The 21,293-nt window shown below is 39.4% G+C and carries 24 protein-coding genes; all 24 read right to left on the bottom strand.

Going from position 1 to position 21,293, the window contains the following annotated elements:
- Window positions 1-204: 204 nt before the first annotated feature.
- The gene (gene dhaL, locus NXG61_RS09670; protein ID WP_307223469.1) at window positions 205-825 is read right to left on the bottom strand and encodes a dihydroxyacetone kinase subunit DhaL; all 621 of its coding nucleotides are present in this window, start codon (window positions 823-825) and stop codon (window positions 205-207) included.
- A gap of 310 nt (window positions 826-1,135) precedes the next feature.
- Entirely contained in the window at window positions 1,136-2,158 is a 1,023-nt protein-coding gene (locus tag NXG61_RS09665) for an ABC transporter substrate-binding protein (protein WP_307223467.1), read from the bottom strand.
- 65 nt (window positions 2,159-2,223) lie between these two features.
- Complete coding sequence (locus NXG61_RS09660; RefSeq protein ID WP_307223466.1) at window positions 2,224-2,454, bottom strand: hypothetical protein; 231 nt, start codon at window positions 2,452-2,454, stop codon at window positions 2,224-2,226.
- Window positions 2,455-2,470: 16 nt separating this feature from the next.
- Window positions 2,471-3,277, bottom strand: coding sequence for an ABC transporter ATP-binding protein (locus tag NXG61_RS09655; protein ID WP_307223465.1), 807 nt, complete (start codon window positions 3,275-3,277; stop codon window positions 2,471-2,473).
- A gap of 23 nt (window positions 3,278-3,300) precedes the next feature.
- Window positions 3,301-4,092, bottom strand: coding sequence for an ABC transporter permease (locus tag NXG61_RS09650; RefSeq protein ID WP_196604626.1), 792 nt, complete (start codon window positions 4,090-4,092; stop codon window positions 3,301-3,303).
- A 251-nt stretch (window positions 4,093-4,343) separates the two neighbouring features.
- Window positions 4,344-5,579 (bottom strand): lactate racemase domain-containing protein, encoded by a 1,236-nt coding sequence (locus NXG61_RS09645; protein WP_307223463.1) that lies wholly within the window; start codon window positions 5,577-5,579, stop codon window positions 4,344-4,346.
- A 370-nt stretch (window positions 5,580-5,949) separates the two neighbouring features.
- Complete coding sequence (scpB, locus tag NXG61_RS09640) at window positions 5,950-6,456, bottom strand: SMC-Scp complex subunit ScpB (RefSeq protein ID WP_196604624.1); 507 nt, start codon at window positions 6,454-6,456, stop codon at window positions 5,950-5,952.
- Entirely contained in the window at window positions 6,446-7,183 is a 738-nt protein-coding gene (locus NXG61_RS09635) for a segregation and condensation protein A (protein ID WP_307223462.1), read from the bottom strand. The genes scpB and NXG61_RS09635 overlap by 11 nt, the downstream gene beginning before the upstream one ends.
- Before the next feature lie 83 nt (window positions 7,184-7,266).
- On the bottom strand, window positions 7,267-7,896 hold the full coding sequence (locus NXG61_RS09630) for a site-2 protease family protein (protein WP_196604622.1): 630 nt from the start codon (window positions 7,894-7,896) through the stop codon (window positions 7,267-7,269).
- 23 nt (window positions 7,897-7,919) lie between these two features.
- Entirely contained in the window at window positions 7,920-8,471 is a 552-nt protein-coding gene (locus NXG61_RS09625) for an NUDIX domain-containing protein (protein WP_307223561.1), read from the bottom strand.
- A gap of 54 nt (window positions 8,472-8,525) precedes the next feature.
- Complete coding sequence (gene recN / locus NXG61_RS09620) at window positions 8,526-10,220, bottom strand: DNA repair protein RecN (RefSeq protein ID WP_196604621.1); 1,695 nt, start codon at window positions 10,218-10,220, stop codon at window positions 8,526-8,528.
- A gap of 28 nt (window positions 10,221-10,248) precedes the next feature.
- On the bottom strand, window positions 10,249-10,701 hold the full coding sequence (gene argR, locus NXG61_RS09615; RefSeq protein WP_307223461.1) for an arginine repressor: 453 nt from the start codon (window positions 10,699-10,701) through the stop codon (window positions 10,249-10,251).
- Window positions 10,702-10,707: 6 nt separating this feature from the next.
- Window positions 10,708-11,262 (bottom strand): tRNA (mnm(5)s(2)U34)-methyltransferase, encoded by a 555-nt coding sequence (locus NXG61_RS09610; RefSeq protein ID WP_196604619.1) that lies wholly within the window; start codon window positions 11,260-11,262, stop codon window positions 10,708-10,710.
- Window positions 11,246-12,112, bottom strand: coding sequence for an NAD(+)/NADH kinase (locus NXG61_RS09605; RefSeq protein ID WP_196604618.1), 867 nt, complete (start codon window positions 12,110-12,112; stop codon window positions 11,246-11,248). Before NXG61_RS09605 ends, NXG61_RS09610 begins: the two co-directional genes overlap by 17 nt.
- 16 nt (window positions 12,113-12,128) lie before the next feature.
- Window positions 12,129-12,944 (bottom strand): TlyA family RNA methyltransferase, encoded by an 816-nt coding sequence (locus NXG61_RS09600; protein WP_196604617.1) that lies wholly within the window; start codon window positions 12,942-12,944, stop codon window positions 12,129-12,131.
- Between the two features lie 47 nt (window positions 12,945-12,991).
- Window positions 12,992-14,869, bottom strand: a complete 1,878-nt coding sequence (gene dxs / locus NXG61_RS09595; protein WP_307223459.1) for a 1-deoxy-D-xylulose-5-phosphate synthase — start codon at window positions 14,867-14,869, stop codon at window positions 12,992-12,994.
- 14 nt (window positions 14,870-14,883) lie between these two features.
- On the bottom strand, window positions 14,884-15,759 hold the full coding sequence (locus NXG61_RS09590; protein WP_196604615.1) for a polyprenyl synthetase family protein: 876 nt from the start codon (window positions 15,757-15,759) through the stop codon (window positions 14,884-14,886).
- The gene (xseB, locus tag NXG61_RS09585; RefSeq protein ID WP_196604614.1) at window positions 15,752-16,000 is read right to left on the bottom strand and encodes an exodeoxyribonuclease VII small subunit; all 249 of its coding nucleotides are present in this window, start codon (window positions 15,998-16,000) and stop codon (window positions 15,752-15,754) included. Before xseB ends, NXG61_RS09590 begins: the two co-directional genes overlap by 8 nt.
- Window positions 15,975-17,207: an exodeoxyribonuclease VII large subunit gene (xseA, locus tag NXG61_RS09580; protein WP_307223457.1), complete on the bottom strand. Its 1,233-nt coding sequence runs from the start codon at window positions 17,205-17,207 to the stop codon at window positions 15,975-15,977. Before xseA ends, xseB begins: the two co-directional genes overlap by 26 nt.
- A 46-nt stretch (window positions 17,208-17,253) precedes the next feature.
- On the bottom strand, window positions 17,254-17,658 hold the full coding sequence (gene nusB / locus NXG61_RS09575; RefSeq protein ID WP_196604612.1) for a transcription antitermination factor NusB: 405 nt from the start codon (window positions 17,656-17,658) through the stop codon (window positions 17,254-17,256).
- Between the two features lie 18 nt (window positions 17,659-17,676).
- The gene (locus NXG61_RS09570) at window positions 17,677-17,937 is read right to left on the bottom strand and encodes a DUF2273 domain-containing protein (RefSeq protein ID WP_196604611.1); all 261 of its coding nucleotides are present in this window, start codon (window positions 17,935-17,937) and stop codon (window positions 17,677-17,679) included.
- A gap of 30 nt (window positions 17,938-17,967) precedes the next feature.
- The gene (gene amaP, locus NXG61_RS09565) at window positions 17,968-18,537 is read right to left on the bottom strand and encodes an alkaline shock response membrane anchor protein AmaP (protein WP_196604610.1); all 570 of its coding nucleotides are present in this window, start codon (window positions 18,535-18,537) and stop codon (window positions 17,968-17,970) included.
- A gap of 15 nt (window positions 18,538-18,552) precedes the next feature.
- The gene (locus NXG61_RS09560) at window positions 18,553-18,966 is read right to left on the bottom strand and encodes an Asp23/Gls24 family envelope stress response protein (protein ID WP_370871638.1); all 414 of its coding nucleotides are present in this window, start codon (window positions 18,964-18,966) and stop codon (window positions 18,553-18,555) included.
- 207 nt (window positions 18,967-19,173) lie between these two features.
- On the bottom strand, window positions 19,174-21,084 hold the full coding sequence (gene thrS, locus NXG61_RS09555; protein WP_307223453.1) for a threonine--tRNA ligase: 1,911 nt from the start codon (window positions 21,082-21,084) through the stop codon (window positions 19,174-19,176).
- Window positions 21,085-21,293 lie beyond the last annotated feature (209 nt).

Genomic DNA, 21,293 nt, shown 5'->3' with positions numbered 1-21,293 from the left:
GGCTCTGTTACATTGATCAACATTTTACAAAGTTCCACATCCCAGAAAAAACAATACCTATATGAAACTATATTAGGTTCGTCTTTTCCTATATTTAGTATAACAAATTATTTCTGCAAAAGCAAGAAAATAATTCATTAATTTAAAATTTTCAGAAATAATGCCTGCTATATCTATTTATAAATATAGATATAGCAGGCATTATTAATATTTCAAAAAATTGAATAATTCGCGAACCATAATCAATGAAGACATAGCACCCGGATCCTCATGTCCTACACTTCGTTCGCCAATATAAGAAGCACGTCCCTTTGTAGCAGGAATAGTTTTCGTATAATCCAATCCATCTTTAGCTGCCTTTACTGCAGCTTCTATACATTTATACAAAGTCTTATCTCCTGCTTTTTCCGGTGTAAAACATTCATAAACAGGAATCAGAACATCAAGCAGTGTCTTCTCTCCCGCATCGGAATGTCCCCGTTTTTTTATTCCGTCAATAGCCGCTCCCAAAAGTTTTTCCACATTTTTTACATTGAAAGCCGTATTATCGTCGCAAAGTGCAGCAACACGTAAAAAACCTGTCGCATACAAAGGACCGGAAGCTCCGCCGATATTTTCCGAAAACGCTGTTCCAACAACAGTAAAGACCGTCTTTGTGCTTAAATCTTCTAAAGCATCCAATGCCTCCACTGCTGCGGTAAACCCGCGAGCCATATTGGTTCCATGATCACTGTCACCAATGGAATCCAATCGATCCAATAAATCCCGCTGCTTAATAATCGCCGCGGCAATATGATCAAGAGCATCTTTTAATCTTGTCAACATAATTCCCCCAAAAATAGAATCATATTTATTGTAACATAAAATACCATGTTTTATAAATATGATTTCAAATTTTTATATATTTTTTTATTTTCCTGTATCCAGTATCATGATTTTACATCCGGTCTGAAAATATTGATGAAAATATATACCTTTATTATATATTTCTCCATAAAACACATATTTCCCTTCTCAAATTACAAACCCTATGATTATTCTATAAATAAATACAGCCCTCAGCCGTAAGATAATATAAACGGCCGAGAGCTTTTCAACGTCTGACAGTCAATATTGATCTGCCAATTATTAATATTTATTGCGGATCAAGAAAAGATCCGTCTATAATAGAATCTGCATTTACATCCTTATCAACCAGTCCCAGATCTTTCCATAGTTTAGCGGCTATAGCTGTAATTTTATAAAACTCACCTTTTTGATCAGCAGTTCCGAAATATTCTTTATTACCCGCTTGATCATAGAACTTTACATCTTTAAGCTCATCCTTTACATTTTCCGGTTTTTCTCCTACTCTTTTTGCTATGATAGCAATTGCATCGTCATTGTTCGTTTTCATATATTCAAGCGCTTCATACCAGCCTGCTACGATAGCTTTTGCCGCCTGAGGATGTTCTTTTATATAAGATTTTTTCATTGCGAAAGTATCTACAATCACACCTGGAGTAGCATTACTGTCCATTAACGTATGCCCAAAATCTGTTTTTTCAGCCTTTGAAAGCCATGGCTGCCATGTGATCGCAGCATCTACTTTCCCCGCAACAAAAGCTGCCCCTGCATCTCCTGCGGACATATTCTGCACATCAAAATCTTTTAATGTCATTCCTTTTTGCTGGAGCAAGTATTGAAACCAAAAATAATCGGCTCCGCCCGTAGTATCAAGTGCAATTTTCTTTCCCTTCAAGTCCTCTATAATCTTATATTCTTTTTTAGCTACTATACCGTCGCCTCCCGCAGAAGTATCCAATGCCAGTATTTGAGTCAAATCGATGCCTGCTGCCGCATTCATAACCTGAGTGGACATATCGGTAGAAATGCCTTGTATTCTATCAGCAGCTAATGCTGTTTTGCTGTCTGTTTTGCTTTCAATAGATTGTATTTCCACGTCGGCTCCATGTTTCTTAAAAAAACCTTTTTCTTCCGCTATATAAAGTGGTGCAAATCCAATCCAAGATGATTGCCCAATGATAACCTTATCATTTTTAGCCGTTTCACCTGACCCCGAAGACTGAGTATCTGTGTTTCCCCCGCACCCCGTTGCCGCCAGCAGCACGGTCGAAATCAGCCCCATTGCGAATACTTTTTTCCATTTGGAATTCATATTAAAACCTCCAACCGCATAATAATTATTTTCATAAAGTCTATCAATTATATCTGCTCACTATTTTAAAATTTGTCTTCCTTTTGCAGCAAACCAATTTCCCGTATCCAAAAAGCTATCTTTTTATGCTCCTTATTATAGTAGAGTACCTCACCTCCCGTTATTGATTCCACTGCACTAGGAGCGCCATAATTCAATTTCACTATATCCACCGCACTTTCTAAATCATAAGTATATCCTATGACCAATCGAACTTCTTGATTTTCCTCAGTTATATACTTTCTTATCAGATACATAAGCATCCTCCTAATATTATTTCAACAGTTTCATACTTTCTTCCCTGATAATATCAGTAGCCCTTTCTTTGTAAGCAATAAATTCTTGTGATGTCTTGATATGATAATTACGCGGCCTTGATATGCCTTCCTTTATATCCAGTATTTCTTTAATTCTTCCCGGCCGTGCAGACATTATTGCAACTCTGTCTGCCAAAAAAATGGCTTCATCAATATCATGGGTTACCATTATTATTGTCTTTGGTGATTTTTGCCAGATATCAAGCAAAAGTTCCTGCATAACGCCCCTTGTCTGCATATCAAGCGCTCCAAAGGGTTCATCCAAAAGCAATACGCTCGGATCATTAGCCAATGCTCTGGCTATCGCTACTCTTTGTCGCATACCTCCTGACAGAGAGTTCGGGTATTGATTTTCAAATCCTTTCAAACCAACTAGCTCAGCATAATGTTCAGCTATCTCTCTCGCCTGCTTGCGAGAGGCATTCTTTTGTTTCAGACCAAATTGTATATTTTCTGAAATAGTCATCCAGGGAAAAAGATTATAGGCTTGAAAAACCATTCCTCTGTCCGCTCCAGGTCCCGCTATTACCTTTCTCTGATTTATTATACTTCCCTCCGTTGTCTTTTCCAGCCCGCATATAATTCGCAATAGTGTAGATTTCCCGCATCCCGATGTACCCAGCAGAGCTAAAAACTCATTGGATTGCACATGCAAACTCACATTATCCAGTGCCAGAATATCACCTTTTTTTGTTTTATATATTTTAGTCACATTTTCAACGGTAAGGCCTGTGTTGGTATTCTCTATATCTTTTATCCGCATATATATTCCCTTCCCATTGTCACCTAATTATTCCAAAAAAAGAATTTTTTATGGCAAATCTTAAACGCAACATCGATTATCATGCCGATGAAACCTATTGTCAAAATCCCTACAAATATATTGGATGTATTCATCATTCTTTGTGATTGTATTATCATAAAGCCTATTCCCGATGAAGCTCCTACTAATTCTGCCACAATTACGTATGTCCACGCCCATCCCAGAACAGTACGGAAGGTGTCCATGATATCAGGCAGAGCCTTCGGCAGAATCACCTTCCATAATACACTTGCCTTGGAAGTACCCAATGTATAGGAAACCTCAATCATCGACATCGGCACATTGCGGACATTAGTAGCAATCATCAAAATCAGCTGCGGCAAACTGCCCAAAATAATAACAGCTATTTTCTCCGGTTCGTCTATTCCTATCCATAAAATAAACAATGGAATAAACGCAGATGCCGGCAGATATCTAATGAAAGAAACTACATATTCCAATAAAGCTGAAACAGGCGCATATGTTCCTATTGTGAGGCCAAACGGCAATGCCACTACAGCTGCTATCACAAAACCTGCCATTACACGAAATACTGTTATCCCGATATCCTTTATGAAATCGCCCTGTGAAAATAAGCTTACTGCTGTTTTAACTACATCCGTTGGCGGCGGTAAAAAAAACGGATCCATTTTTCCTATCAATGTAAACGCAGACCATATTCCTAAAATCACAACAAAAGCTATTGCTGCGATGATAAAAATATATAGAGATCTAATTTTTCCCTTAGGTATAAATGCATCTGATAATGAATTCATTTTTTCCTCCCATAATTACATTAATATCTTATCGTTTTTGAACATCGTTTATGATATTCGCCCAGTGATTAATATAAATCATTTGTTAATATTAATGATTATTTCATTTATATATTAATATAAATAAAAATGGTGCCTATCTAAATAAGATAAGCACCATTGCTTTTATATTTTTTATCATAATACGAAACGACACATTTGTCAATATATATTGTTTCCATTATTTGTTTCATTATAAAATTTTTATAATATTACGTTCCGATTAGATTTAGATATTCATTATTCTCGATTTCAGGCAGCAATGCCTCTGATACCTCTATATATTCCAATTCCAAAGTGTTTTTTATCCGCACCACTTTCAACTTTTTTTTATTCAAATTCCGGGTAGTTTTCACCGCTATCCGGACAGCCTCCTCTTCGTCATCTGCCATCAGTGGAATTTTAACATCTTCAATGCATTTGCATGCAACCGCATTCGTATACATTGCCCTAAAATCCAGCTTAGCAAATACATTTTTCGTAATTACATCGAATAAGCCTATACCTATGCCATTGCCATGAGATGATTCAGTTATATCCAATAATATCATTTTTTCTATTTTGGGAAAAGGTATTGTAAACTCTTTCAGCACAGAACTACGGCCTACTATGTTGGGATCGTAGCCTGCCCCTGAAATATTTTTACCTATTTCCTGCATTACCAATATATCTATTGATGGCAGCCTAATAAAAGGCATATATTTTTTTGCTTTTTTCAAAAGCTCCTTTTCACCGGAAATTATTTTTTCACCGGCAATAACATCAACACAAGCCGTTTTATCGTATGCGTTTTCAACTATAGCGACACCGAATCCGACTTTCATTTTTTCAATTATCACTCCGGCCCCTTCTTCGATTATCTTAGAAAAATTTGTTGGATCTTCCTCATGGACAGTTGAGCATCCCTTTTGATTTCCCAAACCTATCACAAGCATCTTGCAGAGTCCGCTTTGTATGTCACCAACAAAATCAGTGTGTATCTTTATCCTATTAATGGGAACTATTAAATCTGCCCTTATAGCTGCTTCATCGAAAAATAATGGTGTTCCATTTGAAAGCGCAGCAATTTTTTGTACACCAATTTGCGTTACTATAGGCACATGCAGACGGTCTTCTGTGATACCATATCCCGCTAAAATCTCTTTTTGTCCTTCTTCGGTGCCATCGCCATGACTTCCCATAGCTGATAAAATAAACGGTTTTGCCTTCCTTTCGAGCAAACCATTTACCACCGCAGAAACTATCGTAAACAGGTTTTTTATTCCCCTGCTGCCAACACACACAGCAACGTGCATATCAGGACGTATTTTAGAATATATTTCCGGTGAATTCATTTTGCAGCTAATTTCTTCTGTAATATTTTTCAATTCTTCATTCGGAAAGACCTGTCTTATCTTATACATTTTAGGCAAATCATATTCTTTATCACTTTCAAGTAAAACAGCCATAACATCCTCCTGAAAATTTATAAAATGATAAAAATACTCAGCAGTAATTACTGCAGACTCTTATCTTATACAGTTAATTTGCTCCTTTTTCACCCCAAAATCAGGATGCCTTTTGCAGGTTAAGCTCATATATCATTGAGATTAATATAATTTACGTTTTACAATGAATAATATTTTCATTTATATGGGGATGAAAAAAATGGCCCTTATCTGATGAGATAAGCACCATTGCTTGTATATGGTCATTATATACAGGTACATAATAATTGTCAATTAAATTTTACTCATCATATTTCTCAAAAGCATATATATTATTCTCTCATTTGCTAAAAAAATAATTTTTCATTAATATAACCGAGTTTTTCATTAATTAAAAAGAAAGTGCCGGCAGCTGTCCAAGATTTGTCAACCCGAAACATTTTAAAAAAGTATTTGTCGTCCCATACATAATAGGACGGCCAACTACTTTCTTACGGCCTACTTCCTGCACTAATTCACGTTCTAAAAGTTTATTTATTATACTGTCCACCCGTACGCCACGGATATTTTCAATTTCCTGCTTTGTTATTGGTTGTTTAAAAGCAATTATAGACAGTGTTTCCAATGCGGGTGCAGACAATTTTTTATCTGTTACTTCTGTTAATTTATTCAGATAAACGGCCATTTCCGGTTTTGTACACATCTGATATGCATCCGCTATTTTTTTTATCATCAGGCCGCTTTTATTTCTATTCATGTCTTCCTGAAGTTCATTGATTAATGCCTCCGCATTTTCCCTGTCAATCTGCAGTATAGCCTCTATCTGCTTGCAGGATAGCGGCTCAGCAGATATAAACAGCATTGCCTCAAGAGGTGCCTTCAGTTTTTCATAAAACATTTTCTTCATCATTCCTCAAAAAAATATATATGGATGAAAAAGAATAATCCTGCCTTATATATATTCTTTTTAATTTTATCAATTCCAGCATAGCCAAAAAAGTGACGATCAGCTCCGCCCGATCAGCATCAGCATCGAATGCCTCTGTAAAAAGTGCGCATTCTTTTTCATTATTTCCAAGCAATGTCAATATTATCAACATCTTATCCTGCACGCTGAATTTATCTTTTGCGACTTTCTGGATTTTTTTATCGGACAGCTGTCCTTCCATAACATTCTGAAAAGCTATCCATAAAGTTTTTATATCCATATTCTGGGGAGGCAGCTGCTGAACAGGTCCCAGCTCTGTTTCCCGATAAAAAATCTGCCCCTGTGCTATTGCCATTTCGTCAAGTACATTACTGATTTCCTTAAATTTTCTGTATTCCAAAAGTCGTTCTACCAAATCCTGCCGGGGATCATCTTCCTGTTGATCATCTGTTTCACTTACCAGTTCCGGCAGCAGAATGCGCGATTTTATACGCAGTAATTCCGCAGCCATAAGCAGAAATTCACTTGCTATATCAATATTGAATTCACGGAATTGATCTAAGTATATAAGATACTGTTCTGTTAGAACAGCAACAGGTATATCGTAAATATCAATTTTATTTTTTTCGATCAAATGGAGCAACAAATCCAACGGCCCTTCAAAGGCCTTTAGATGCACTTTATACTCTAAAGACATAAATTTCATCCTGTACTACAATATTACACAGGTTCTCATTTCGCACAAAAACCTGTGTAATATTTTTAATTTAATGAGCTAAATCAAATCAGCAGTGCCATAACTAATCTGATCAAGCTCATAATAGGTATGGTAAACATGCTGAGAAAACTTCCCAGTATATGCGTATTGGCCAACAACAGAAAAATTATAAAAATTGCCATGCTGTACCGTTCAATCTGTGCGTACTGCCTGGCAAGTTCATAAGGCAATATATTCATCAATACTTTTGATCCGTCAAGAGGCGGAATAGGAAGCATATTAAATACCGCAAAATTGACATTATAGATCATCGTCATCAATAAAACCTGCTGTATCCATTGCTGCATATAGCCGAATTTATACAAAAAAGCCAATAATATGCCCGCAGCAAAAGCCGCTGCAATATTAGATGCCGGTCCGGCGAGCGAAACAAGAATATCATCCCGACGCATATTGCGGAAATTTCTTGGATTTATCATTACTGGTCTGGCCCAGCCAAATTTGAATATAAACAAAGCAATCAATCCCCACGGATCAATATGTGCAACAGGATTAAGTGTAAGCCGTCCCTGCAGCCGCGGTGTAAAATCACCGCAATACACCGCCACTCTGGCATGTGCATATTCATGAACCGTCAACGCAATGATAAGACCCGGAATCCCGTAAATCATCTCAGGGCCGAAACCAAACATAAGGACCTCCTATCGCTGAACACTCAGCATTCTTTATTTTTGATCATATTGACCAAGAGTATAGCCGACACAGACTTTGCATCGATTATTTCACCATTATATACCATTTGCACTGCCTTTGCCAAAGGAATCGTCAGCAAGTTAAGAAATTCATCCTCATCCGGGTGCATCTGTCCCGCCTTTAGTTCTTCCGCTAAATAAATGTGTATATATTCATTGGAAAAGCCGACAGTAGTCGCCAAGGTCAAAAGCTTTGTATATTTTTCAGAGGTATATCCAGTTTCTTCACTAAGCTCCCGTTTTGCGCATGCCAATGGATCTTCCCCTTCTAAATCAAGTTTTCCTGCCGGTATTTCCAAGGTCACCTGCCTTACAGGATAACGATACTGACGGACCATAATTATATTACCATCAGCTGTATACGGTATAACAGCAGATGCTCCTGGATGTTCTATCCATTCTCTGCTCGCATAGCGTCCATTAGGCAGTTCAACTTCGTCTTTTTTTACATGGAGGAGGTCTCCGTCAAAAACATTTACAGAAGCTATTTTTTTTTCAATAAGATCTTCATACATATATTTCATCTCCAAATCAAATATATTTTTCATTATATGCTGCTTATAAGAAAGTTATTTTTCCATTCTTTTTTTCTTCAGTCTGGCATTATTAAGCATTTCCATGGCATTATCAAGAGAAGCTGCTGTGATATCGATACCTGATGCCATGCGAGCTATCTCATTGAGCTGCTCTCCCGATGAAAGTTTCTTAATGCGTGTAACTGTATGTTCTTTTTGGACAGTTTTATCAATATAAAAATGGGCATCAGCCATACAGGCTATCTGAGGCAGGTGAGTTATACACAGCACCTGTTTGAATGCTGCTATCTTGGCTATTCTTTCAGCTACCATTTGCGCGGTCTTCCCGCCTATGCCCGCATCGATTTCATCAAATACCATCACACCGACATGATCGTCTGCCGCAGTCACGGTTTTTATTGCCAAGGCAATACGTGATAATTCACCTCCGGAAGCCGTCCTTTGAAGCGGCTTACATTCTTCGCCAACATTAGCGCAGAATAATATCTGAGCTGTTTCTGTACCTGTTTTACTATATTCCTGTGTATCTTTAAACTGGATAGCAAACTGTGCATTATGCATTCCCAGATCAAGCAGCTGTTCTTTCACTCGTTTGGAAAGCTCATCTGCAGCTTTTTTGCGTACAGCTTTGAGTTCAGCAGCGGCTTTTTCAAGTTCTTTCTCTGCTAAATCAGCATCCGACTGCATATCCTTTATTATGACATCGTAATTTTCCATTTCATCCAGTTCATCTTTTATCTTTTTTTGATAAGCCAGAACATTATCAACTTCCGGTCCATACTTCCGGCAAAGTCTTTCAATATCATCACTGCGCCGTAAAAGCATGTTTAAGACAGTCGGATCATAATCAATATCATCGATGTAATCGCGTACTTCGTAGCTGATTTCCTGAAGCTGTATATATGCATCATCCGCTATTTTTTTAGCAGTCGCAAAATTTTTATCATATTTCAAGAGTGCATCAAGATTCTTCTTAATGCCTGACAGTGCAATTAAAACTGTCTCTCCATTATTGTCATCGGCAAGCAGCGAGTAGGTGGATTTTACTAAATTGGCTATTTTTTCCGTATTAGTTATCTTTTTTATTTTTTCTTCAATTTCCCTATCTTCATCCGGCTGGATCGCGATTGCTTCTATTTCATCATTTTGCCAGCGCAGCATCTCCATATGTTCCGTATAATTTTGAGAAGCCGCTTTTTTTTCATTCAGTTTTTTTGTAATCTCCCTATATTGCCCATATGCTTTTATATATGTTTCCATATATTTTTCAAAATCCGGCACTGCCCTGTCAACTAAGGCAAGCTGTTCTTCCGGCCGCAGAAGGGATTGATTTTCATTTTGTCCGTGAATATCGATCATTAGTTCACTAAGTGCCTTCAACGCCGCTGCAGTGACCTGACAGCCATTTATCTGAATTATATTTCTCCCGTTTCTGTTTATCTGCCTGACTATAATCAGCTCATTTGCTTCATCAAGGATAGCATTATTTTCAAGAAAGCTGTGTACGTCATCATTATCAATGGTACAAACAGCTTCAATACGCAAATAACTGCCGCCATTCCTTATAACATCAATATTAGAACGCTGCCCCATAAGCAATCCCAGTGCACCAAGCAGCAGTGATTTGCCGGCCCCGGTTTCACCAGTCAGTATATTAAGCCCATCGTCAAAATTGACTTGCAAATGATCAATAAGCGCAAGATTCCATACAGTCAATGTTTTCAGCATGCTGACCTATCCCTCTTTACAAAATACATCAAGATATAAATTTTTCCAGTTTTTTCATCACTTTTTCCACGGCAGATAACGGTTTTATAATAACCAATATATTATCGTCACCTGCGACAGTCCCGATTATCTCTGGCCACTTTGCATAATCTAAAGTCGAAGCAACAGCGTTTGCCGCTCCCGGCAGTGTCTTTACTACAATTATATTTTCACTGCAATCTATGTTGATGACACTGTCATGAAAAATACGTTCCATACGGTTCTTTGAAAAAAAGAATTTTTTGTCGGAAGGACAGGCATACCTATAGCGTCCGTCATCAGTAGGTATTTTTATCAGCATCATTTCCTTGATATCTCTCGAAACAGTAGCCTGCGTAACGTCAATATGGTGATTTCGCAATGCTTCGGCCAGTTCTTCCTGTGTTTCAATAATCGAGTTTTCTATAATGCTTTTAATTTTTTCATGTCTCAGTGATTTCACGTAAATTCACCCCTGTTTTTCTATCCAGCACATCGCCGGAGCATTAGTATGGTTATGCAATTTATACCAGCACGCCGTAAAAATATGCTTATCCATCATCTTCGTATATTCAAGCAGCTTCAAATATTCATTATACCCTTCTGCATGTCCGGGATAGGCCAAAATTGAAATTATGCCGTTGATTTTCAACAAATCTTTTACCGCATCTATAGTTTTCAATACTGTATCTGCATGTGTGGTTATTTCGTGCGATGCCCCAGGTAAATATCCCAGATTAAAAATCACCGCATCAGCCTTGTGCTTCACATATTTTTTCATATTTATATGCGAATCACATATGTAAGATATATTTTTCTCATATTTCTTAGTTTTTTCCTTTGTTTTTTCTATAGCTTCTTTTTGGATATCAAAAGCATAAATATGTGCATACTTGGCATTATTTGCTAGAAACAATGTGTCGGACCCATTGCCGCAGGTGGCATCTACAAGAAGATCTGCGTTTTTTACCGCTTCTTTCAGAAGACATTGGTTGATTTGAATAGCATTACTGAGCATCTGCATTTGTATTGCTCCGAATTAACTTATTCAAAAGTATTTTATAATAATTTTTATCATCAAATTTAATGATTTTAGCAGAAAAAGGCGCTCTGCATATCATCACCTGTTCATCCGATGAAATAGGATATACGTCTTGTCCGTCAAAAGTCAGTATTACATCCTGACTGGTATCTTTCACCTTTATATTTATCTCTTCTGTTTCATTTATTATCATTGGTCTCACATAAAAGGTATGCGGGCATATAGGGGTGACTAAAAGCACCTTTACTTTCGGATTTATTATTGGTCCTCCCGCTGAAAGGGAATAAGCGGTAGACCCTGTGGCAGTGGATACAATCAGACCATCGGCACGATAACTCGGCACCTTGTAAGAATCAAATTCCAATTCAAGCCCCACCATCCTGGCCACCCCTGCACTTGTCAAAACGATATCGTTTACTGCATAACCCGCCAGTTTGAGTGCATTGTCCTTCTTTATGTAACCGGCGAGCATAAGACGCTGCTCAATGTTATAATTGCCGTTCAATATCTTGATCAGTTTATTTTCCAGCTCGCTCACTTCAATGTCCGCCAGAAACCCTAAAGTTCCTATGTTTATCCCACATACGGGTATATCGTGAGGTGCAAGCAGCCTGCACACTCCCAGCAGCGTCCCGTCTCCGCCTATACTGATGCCGACATCGATATCCGCATTAAGAATATTTTTTACACCAATATCTTTGCAGCTGAAAAGCTCTGCCATTTCCTGAGGCAGAAACACATCGGCATTTTGTTTTTCAAAAAATATCCTCATTCTGTCAAGAATATCTTTGCTGGCCTTTTTTTTACAATTCGGGAAAATACCTATTCTCATTTTTTTGCCTCTATTATTATTTTATATCAAGCATCTTATGCGCCTCTGAAACAACACAGCTTATACTGTCATCATTAAGGACACATCTTGTCGGCATATCAGCATTATTCAGATATATAAGATATTCTATATTACCTTCCGGCCCCTTAACCGGTGAAAAAGTTATTCCTTCAATTTTAAGGCCTGTCTCTACAGCAAAATCAGCTATTTTTCTTATAACATTCTCATGGATGCGCGGGTCCTTAACCACGCCTTTTTTACCGACGTTTTCCCGCCCCGCCTCAAACTGAGGTTTTATAAGGGCCGCTATCTTCCCATTTTCAACGAGCAGAGTCTTTGCCACAGGAAGCACCTTGGTAAGCGATATGAATGCCACATCAATAGATGCGAAGTCCGCGTATTCCCCCAAATCAGCCGGTTTAACAAAACGTATATTTGTTCTTTCCATATTTACTACACGATCATCTGTACGCAGACACCACGCCAGCTGCCCGTAGCCAACATCAATAGCAAACACCTTTTTTGCACCATTCTTCAATGCACAATCCGTAAAACCGCCAGTCGACGCACCTATATCAATACATACTTTATCAGTCAATTCTATCGAAAAAGCCTCTATAGCCTTTTCCAGCTTCAGCCCGCCCCGGCTCACATAACCTATATTGTCTCCCAGTATACGTATCGGCAGTTCCGGATCTATCAGCGTACCTGCTTTATCTATCTTCCGCTCATCTACCAAGACCAGCCCTGCCATTATGGTTGTCTTAGCTCTCTCGCGACTTTGAACCAATCCCTTTTCGACCAAGACAACATCTAATCTTTGCTTGCTCATCAACTCTATCCTCTCCGATATATTTATATACAGGGAGATAAGCCCCTTTACTTTATCGAATTTTCCCTTATCACGGAAATTATTCCCTCAGCTGTGAGATTATTTTCCTGCAAAAGTTCGCTGCGCGCTCCCTGGCAAATGAATTGGTCGGGCAACCCCATACATTTTATCTTAGGCGGCATTGCATCATTTCTGCTTAAAATTTCCAATACAGCCGATCCAAACCCTCCTGCCAGTACGTTTTCTTCCACAGTAAGGATAAACCGCTTTGTTCTTCCCAGCTCCGCAAACATATTTTCATCCATTGGTTTAATAAATCTGGCATTCACTACACTGCAGGCGATCCCCTCGTCAGATAATCTTTGTGCGGCCTTTCTTGCCGGATGTACCATCGTTCCTACAGCTATTATAACGGTATCACCTGCTGACTCAGTTATAATTTCTGCCTTGCCGATATCGACAGTCTGCACACCAGCGTCTAAGTTCACTCCACAGGCCTGCCCCCGCGGATATCGGATCACCGCCGGGCTTTTACAGCCCGCAGCCGTATACATCATACGGCGCAATTCATTTTCATCTTTAGGAGCCATCATCAATATGCCTGGGATATTTCGCAGAAAAGAATAGTCAAATACGCCATGATGTGTCGGTCCGTCCTCTCCTACTATGCCCGCCCGGTCCAAACAAATGGTAACAGGCAGATTCTGTAAGCAGATATCATGTAAAATCTGATCATAGCCTCGCTGCGCAAATGTGGAATAAAGTGCCACAAACGGTTTCTTCCCTGCGGCGGCCAGCCCGGCAGCCATAGTGAGAGCATGTTCCTCTGCTATGCCCACATCAAAAAAACGTTCAGGATATTTTTGCGAAAAAGGAGTCAGCCCGGTTCCTCCCGGCATAGCGGCAGTAACAGCTACTATATCCTTATCCACTTCCGCCATTTTCAATAACATCTCACTGAAAATCTGTGTATATGTTGGTATATTTGAAATTTTTCCCAGCGATTCGCCTGTTTGAATGTCAAAACGTCCTATGCCGTGAAATTTATCCGGTTTCTTTTCCGCCGGCATATACCCTTTTCCTTTTTTAGTGATGACATGCAGCAATACCGGTCCCTGCATATTATTTATTCCCTGCAGCACCTCTATAAGCTTTGGCATATCATTTCCGTCGACAGGACCTATATATGACAATCCCATTTCCTCGAAAAGATTTCCTGCGACCAGAACATTCTTGATACTGTCTTTAAGCAAGCTGGCAGTTTTATAAACTCTATCGCCTACTTTAGGTAAATGCTGCAGCAGAGTGCCAACATCTTTTTTCACTTTCGTATATTCAGGCGCACTTCGTATTTTGTCCAGATAACGGGAAAGAGCTCCGACATTTTTTGATATAGACATTTCATTATCGTTTAAAATAATAACAATATCTTTTTTTAAGGCGCCGGCATTATTCAACGCCTCAAAGGCCTCTCCTCCCGTCAAAGCTCCGTCGCCGATTACAGCGACGACCTTGTATGTTTGTCTGTCAATATCTCTGGCACAGGCCATGCCAAGTGCAGCAGAAATGGATGTACTCGCGTGACCTGTGCCAAAAGCATCATATTTACTCTCAGTTATCTTAGGGAAACCTGTTATTCCGCCTTTTTTCCTTAATGTATGAAATTTATCACGCCGTCCGGTCAGAATCTTATGTGCATAAGCCTGATGACCCACATCCCAGATAATTTTATCCGTGGGAAAATCAAATACCTTATAAAGCGCTATTGTTAATTCGACAACTCCCAGACTGGACGCAAGATGGCCTCCATTTTCAGCTGCCACATCAATAATCAGCTTACGTATCTCCTCTGCGAGCTGCAATAGTTGATTTTGTAAAAGCAGTTTCAAATCATCGGGCTGCTTTATGTTATTTAAAATATCCAAGAGCGCACTTCCTTTTAATTTTGCCTGTCCAACAGCTTTTTTACCAATCCGCGGAGGAATTCAGCTTTACTGCCAAATGGTTCCAGGGCTTCTACAGCATTGGCTATAGATTTTTCTGCCATTTTCCTTGCTTCACTCAGAGAAAGTAGTGATACATAAGTGGATTTGTGATTTTTTTCATCACTGCCCACCGGTTTGCCAATTTTTTCATCGTCTCCGATCACATCCAGTATGTCGTCAGTAATTTGGAAAGCCAGTCCAAATTCATCGGCATATCTTGTGAGCGACGCCAATTCATTCTGATCCGCTTTGGCCAAAATACCGCCTGTTCTTATCGCCGCACGAAACAATGCACCTGTTTTTGCAGAATGCAGTTTTCTCAATTCGTCCAATTCAATATGCCTGTTTTCCGCCGACAGATCAAGAGCCTGCCCGCCTACCATGCCTTCCGGCCCTGCAGCTCTGCTTATTTCTAAAGATATCCGCAGCAGAACAGAAGGATCTACGGCATGCTCAGAAGCAATTACTTCAAATGCCATTGTCAGCAATGCATCGCCCGCCAGAACAGCCATCGCATCACCGTATACTTTATGATTTGTCAGCTTACCGCGGCGGTAATCATCATTATCCATTGCCGGAAGATCATCATGGATAAGAGAATATGTATGAATCATTTCCATGGCGCAGGCAATACGCACATACTTATCACCATTCGCGCCCACAGCATCAGCCGCGGCCATCAGCATAACCGGTCTAAGCCTTTTCCCGCCGGCTTTCAGGCTATAATTCATGGAATCTGCCAGAACTGCATTCAATGCTGTTTTTTCTGAATATAAATGCGACAATGCCTCATTTATTAAAGAAACTTTATGCTGCATATATTCATTCATTATCATTTTCTCCCGCGTCTATATTGACGGGAACTTGTTCACCGGAAGCACTCAATTCCCAAAGGCCGCTTATTTCTTTATCGGCATTTTCAAGTTCACCGCGGCAAAATTTGATAAGATCAGTGCTTTCCCTGTACTTTTTCAAAATATCATCCAAAGCCAGTTCCCCTTTTTCCAATTCATTTACCAAACCCTCAAGTCTGTCAACAGCTTCCTCAAAGCTTTTCTTTTTCCTTGCCATTATATTGCATATCCTTCACTATATCTTCAACAGAAGTTAAAACCTGCCCATCTGCCAAAATAATTTTCAGTTTATCATTTTTACTCAAGAGAGAAACACTGTTTATGATCACCTTATCTTTATATATCAAAGAATATCCTCTCTTCATAGCAGCCTCCGGGTCTAGCAGAGAACCCTTCCCTTCTAAGACAGCCAATGCACTTTTTTTTATTTCCATCTGCCTACGCAATGAATTGTCTAATCCGGCAAAGAGCTGATCCATCTGCTGATGTCTGCTGCCTAAAAGATAATAGCTGTCTTTAAAAACAATGCTGTTAATGCATTTGTTCAAGCGTTCATGCAGGACAGTAAAATTTTTGCGCATAATATTCATTATATTTTTTTCCAGAAAGGATAATCTTTGCAGCCATTCTTCCCTGGAGGGGATGCACAATTCAGCGGCATGCGACGGTGTTGCCGCACGAACATCACTGACAAAATCAATCAGTGTGAAATCAGTTTCATGCCCAACCGCAGAAATAACGGGTACAGCGGAAGAGTATACTGCTCGTACTACACCTTCATCATTGAACGGCCACAAATCTTCCATTGAACCGCCTCCGCGCCCGATTATAATAACATCACACAGATTTCTATGCTGATTGAAATACTTCAGGGCGGCAACCAGCTGTTCAGATGAAGCCTTTCCTTGAACAAGGACCGGGAAAAGCAGCAATTTCACAGAGGGATCACGTCTGAAAGCCACACGGAATATATCATGAAGTACCGCTCCGGTTTTCGACGTAATAATGCCAACACATTTAGGATGCACAGGCAGGTTTTTTTTATGGGCGGGAGAAAACAAACCTTCCTCTTCCAACTGATTTTTCAGCTGCTCATACCGCACACTCAAAGCACCGGCACCATCTGCTATCAATTGCTCTATATATAACTGATAAGTACCATCCCGTTCATATACGCTGATACTGCCACACGCTATGACCATTAGACCATTTTCAGGCCTGAACCGCAGTTTCTGCGCAAAACGGCGAAAAATGACACTTTTTATGGCAGCTTTATCATCTTTCAAAGTAAGATAGCAATGCCCGGACGAATGCAGTTTGAAATTTGATATTTCACCACGTATCATTACCTTTTTTAAATTATCATCAGCAGACATTATCTCACTGATATAAGAATTTATTTGACTAACACTATAAACAGACATAAATATTCCTTTTAAGCAAAAAGCCGGGCTTCTGCCCGGCTTTAATTCATTTTCTGACAATAGAACCCAAAACGCCGTTAATAAAACGGCTGGAATCATCTGTTCCAAATTGTTTGGCCAGTTCAACAGCCTCATTTATTATTATTTTGGGAGTCAAATCCGCACTGCCAAATTCCAGTTCATAAACAGCGATGCGCAGGATATTTCTGTCCACCGCCGGCATTCTGTCAAGATGCCAGTCCCCTGATACTGCACCTATTTTACTGTCAATATATGCCTTATTGTCTATTGTTCCGTCCACTAAATTATGCATATACAAAAAATCCCGCTCTTTCAGAACCTTTGTAAGACCCAAAACACCGTCAATAGCATTTTCCTTGTTAAGGATGCTGTTAAGATCAAGCTGAAACAGCGTTTGCAAAGCTACACAACGAGCCTGCCTTCGACTCATAAATAAAAATTTCTCCTTTTATCGACGAAATACAGGCGGAATAAATTTTTGTATATAATCAAGAATATTTTCCGCAGTTTCTAATAAATCGTCATTTCTGTCTATTTTATTGCCTATAAACAATCCTATTCCGATAAAAAACAAAACAAAAAGTGTTTTAAAAAAACCAAAAATTAAAATGGATAAACTTATTATCAAACCCAGAAAAATTCCCAAACTTTTTCCGCGATGATTATCCCAAAGGAATTTTATACATTTTTTCCAAGAAAAGTTTTCCATAATTTACTCCAAGTCAATTATCAAGCCATATCAAATTACACGTTTCTTTTTGCTGCCGCTGGCGGATATATTATCTATAATTATATCCATAGAAACATCATCCAGTCCCATGTAAAGCGCTAACTGACTCTTAATGTTCTTTTGTATCTCATCAGATATATCAACAGCACTGTACTCCTGCCCAAGCATCAGCTTTATTTTAAGATCCGTAGTCAAATCATCATGGTCTGCTTTTTTCAAAAACCTGACTTTCACCTTCACATCGCGTACTCCGGGCATACCAGAACATAGCTTTGTGCAAAAACCAAGTATAGCTCCTTTGGAAATTTTCACATCACCCTGCGCGCCGTGTACAATGATCCCTTCACCGCCCAGATCTCTATCTCTTTTTGATGCAAAACAATTTCCCATAAGTTCAATACTGATAAGAAAAACCAAGGCAGCAGCGACTATCGTTTCTGCCCGTCCCAGAATATAAAGCAGATCGTTCCATAAATCATCAGGCGGAACAACACCTGTACATAAAACAATAACTCCCAGTGACAGCAAAGCGATACATGCGGTGTAAAAAAACAATAAGAATCGATTTATAATCCCCATTGAAAAGCCTCTTTCTCAGCGGACACGAACGACTTCTTCCCTTTCTTCCTTTTCTTCAGGAGGAAAGCCTACGCCCTGTACATGAATATTTATTTCTACTACATGCAGTCCTGTCATCATTTCAATAGCCTTTTTAACATTTTCTTGTACAAGCAGAGCGATATCAGGAATACGCGCACCATATTTTACAATAAGATATAAATCAACAGCAGCTTCCTGTTCCCCTACTTCAACCTTAACACCTTTAGAAAAATTCTTTCTGCCGAGCATCTCAGCTATCCCGCCGACCAGACCGCCGCTCATGCCGTCAACGCCCTCTATTTCTGTTGCTGCGAGACCTGCAATAATGCTGACGACCTCATCAGCTATACGGATGGAACCCAAGCCCGTTTTCTTATCTTTTTTGTCTGCAATAGTATCCATTGTCATCTCTCCTTTTACACTTGACGTATATTATTCCTGCCTTATTATATCAAATGCTGTATGAATATACAACTTCATTCTAGTTTTATAAAAAAGATTCCATATAATTATACACGCTTCATGTTAAACAGAAAATGACACAGACATCTTGCCTGCGTCATTTCCTGCTTAGAAAAAAAGATAAAGAAAGCCGTATTTTTTTTCAGATGTCAATCACTTTTTTTCTTCTATTTGTTTCTGCAGCATTGCTATAAATTCATCTGTCTGCATCGTTTCTGTCGACTGTTCACCGTGTTTTCGTACAGACACATTATTTTCTTCAAGTTCTTTATCGCCGACGATCAAAATATACGGAATTTTTTTCACCTGACATTCCCGCATTTTATAACCGACTTTTTCATTTCTATCATCGACTTCTACCCGAAGTCCAAGATCAAACATTTTCTTTTTCAGCGAATATGCATAATCAGCATTTTTATCGGTAATCGGCAGGATCTTTATCTGAACAGGTGCAAGCCATGCGGGAAAAGCACCAGCGTAGTGTTCGATCAATATCCCGATAAAGCGTTCAATACTTCCATATACTACACGATGAACCATAACAGGACGATGCTTCTGTCCGTCTTCACCGGTATATGTCATTTCAAATTTCTCCGGCATGAGCATATCAAGCTGTATTGTGCCGCACTGCCACGTACGTCCAAGTGAATCAGTAAGATGAAAATCGATCTTCGGTCCGTAAAAAGCACCGTCACCTTCATTGACCACATACTCCAGTCCGCGGTGTTCAAGTGCGCTTTTCAGTGCCGCCGTTGATTTTTCCCACACTTCATCCGACCCCATAGAATCATCGGGACGCGTGCTCAATTCGGCATGATAAGACAACCCAAATGTGCTGTATACTTCGTCAAACAAATCTATCGTATGCTGTATTTCCTCTTCAATTTGTGATGGCAGCATAAATATGTGCGCATCATCCTGCGTGAAGTTGCGAACGCGCATCAAACCGTGCAAAGCTCCTGACAATTCATGTCTGTGCACCAGCCCCAGCTCCGCGGTTCTGAGTGGCAGCTCACGATAACTGTGCGGCTGAGTCTTATAAATGAGTATCCCGCCGGGACAATTCATAGGTTTTATTGCATAATCTTCATCATCGATTTTCGTAAAATACATATTTTCTTTGTAATGGTCCCAATGACCGGATTGTTCCCATAAATGTCGGTTTAAAATTATCGGGGTTTTGATTTCCTGATAGCCATAACGGCGATGAACTGAACGCCAGTAATTGATAAGCTCATTTCTTATGACCATTCCGTTTGGATGAAAAAAGGGAAAACCCGGACCTTCTTCATGCAGGCTGAACAGATCCAGCTCCTTGCCAAGCTTCCTGTGGTCGCGCCGCGCTGCTTCTTCAAGCATATGCAAATATGCATCAAGATCCGCTTTCTTTTCAAATGCCGTTCCGTAGATACGCTGAAGCATTTTATTTTTTGCATCACCGCGCCAATATGCACCGGTGACATTCTGCAGTTTAATTGCTTTTATTTTTCCTGTCGAAACGAGATGAGGGCCTGCGCAAAGATCAGTAAATTCCCCCTGCGTATATAAAGTTATCAGTGCGTCTTCCGGTAAATCCTTTATGAGCATTACCTTATATATCTCGCCTTTTTCTTCAAACATTCTTATTGCTTCTGCTCTTTGCACTTCACTTCTTACAATCGGCAGGTTTTCTTTGACTATTTTTTCCATTTCTTTCTGGATTTTGTCCAAATCAGCCTGCCCAAGCTGTTTTTCCATATCTATATCATAATAAAATCCGTTATCAATTGCAGGTCCAATGGCCAGCTGCACATTTTTATCTCCATAAATACGCTTTACGGCTTGTGCCAGAACATGAGAAGCACTATGTCTTAATGCCCAGCGTCCATCCGCATCATCAAATGTCATAAATTCAACACGGCAGTCCCTTATAAGCGGCGTCATCAAATCCGAATTACTGCCGTCTATCTTTGCGGACAATACCTTTTTTGCCAGACTGTTGCTGATTTTTTTCAGAAACTCCAGAACCGTTGTATTCTTCTCGATCTCTTTTACACTGCCGTCTTTTAATGTAATTTTTATCATTATCTTCTGCCTCCCGTTATAATCAAATAACTTTTTTCAAATCTAAAATAAAAAATCCCCGTCTCCATATGAATAATATTCATGCAGAGACGAGGTTGTATTCACTCGCGGTCCCACTCTGCTTGCCGTCTAAAATCAACGGCCAGCTCATGCATCTTCTAACGATGATGAATCGATGCGGCATACTTAAATTTCCCCCGCATAGCTTA

The organism is Pectinatus haikarae (genome assembly GCF_050916305.1).
Taxonomy (GTDB): Bacteria; Bacillota; Negativicutes; order Selenomonadales; family Selenomonadaceae; genus Pectinatus; species Pectinatus haikarae.
This window is presented reverse-complemented; position numbering and strand designations above follow the sequence as displayed.

Coding starts and splice junctions, on each gene's coding strand:
- xseB (WP_196604614.1), bottom strand. CDS start 16,000: ATGGCAAGGAAAAAGAAAAGCTTTGAGGAAGCTGTTGACAGACTTGAG.
- scpB (WP_196604624.1), bottom strand. CDS start 6,456: ATGTTTTATGAAAAACTGAAGGCACCTCTTGAGGCAATGCTGTTTATA.
- dhaL (WP_307223469.1), bottom strand. CDS start 825: ATGTTGACAAGATTAAAAGATGCTCTTGATCATATTGCCGCGGCGATT.
- NXG61_RS09605 (WP_196604618.1), bottom strand. CDS start 12,112: ATGAGAATAGGTATTTTCCCGAATTGTAAAAAAAAGGCCAGCAAAGAT.
- NXG61_RS09665 (WP_307223467.1), bottom strand. CDS start 2,158: ATGAATTCCAAATGGAAAAAAGTATTCGCAATGGGGCTGATTTCGACC.
- NXG61_RS09635 (WP_307223462.1), bottom strand. CDS start 7,183: ATGTCTTTAGAGTATAAAGTGCATCTAAAGGCCTTTGAAGGGCCGTTG.
- thrS (WP_307223453.1), bottom strand. CDS start 21,084: ATGATAAAAATTACATTAAAAGACGGCAGTGTAAAAGAGATCGAGAAG.
- nusB (WP_196604612.1), bottom strand. CDS start 17,658: ATGAGTCGAAGGCAGGCTCGTTGTGTAGCTTTGCAAACGCTGTTTCAG.
- NXG61_RS09560 (WP_370871638.1), bottom strand. CDS start 18,966: ATGACAATGGATACTATTGCAGACAAAAAAGATAAGAAAACGGGCTTG.
- NXG61_RS09660 (WP_307223466.1), bottom strand. CDS start 2,454: ATGTATCTGATAAGAAAGTATATAACTGAGGAAAATCAAGAAGTTCGA.
- xseA (WP_307223457.1), bottom strand. CDS start 17,207: ATGTCTGTTTATAGTGTTAGTCAAATAAATTCTTATATCAGTGAGATA.
- NXG61_RS09655 (WP_307223465.1), bottom strand. CDS start 3,277: ATGCGGATAAAAGATATAGAGAATACCAACACAGGCCTTACCGTTGAA.
- NXG61_RS09610 (WP_196604619.1), bottom strand. CDS start 11,262: ATGCAGATGCTCAGTAATGCTATTCAAATCAACCAATGTCTTCTGAAA.
- NXG61_RS09590 (WP_196604615.1), bottom strand. CDS start 15,759: ATGAATGAATATATGCAGCATAAAGTTTCTTTAATAAATGAGGCATTG.
- recN (WP_196604621.1), bottom strand. CDS start 10,220: ATGCTGAAAACATTGACTGTATGGAATCTTGCGCTTATTGATCATTTG.
- NXG61_RS09570 (WP_196604611.1), bottom strand. CDS start 17,937: ATGGAAAACTTTTCTTGGAAAAAATGTATAAAATTCCTTTGGGATAAT.
- amaP (WP_196604610.1), bottom strand. CDS start 18,537: ATGGGGATTATAAATCGATTCTTATTGTTTTTTTACACCGCATGTATC.
- NXG61_RS09625 (WP_307223561.1), bottom strand. CDS start 8,471: ATGTATGAAGATCTTATTGAAAAAAAAATAGCTTCTGTAAATGTTTTT.
- NXG61_RS09600 (WP_196604617.1), bottom strand. CDS start 12,944: ATGAGCAAGCAAAGATTAGATGTTGTCTTGGTCGAAAAGGGATTGGTT.
- NXG61_RS09650 (WP_196604626.1), bottom strand. CDS start 4,092: ATGAATTCATTATCAGATGCATTTATACCTAAGGGAAAAATTAGATCT.
- NXG61_RS09645 (WP_307223463.1), bottom strand. CDS start 5,579: ATGGCTGTTTTACTTGAAAGTGATAAAGAATATGATTTGCCTAAAATG.
- NXG61_RS09630 (WP_196604622.1), bottom strand. CDS start 7,896: ATGTTTGGTTTCGGCCCTGAGATGATTTACGGGATTCCGGGTCTTATC.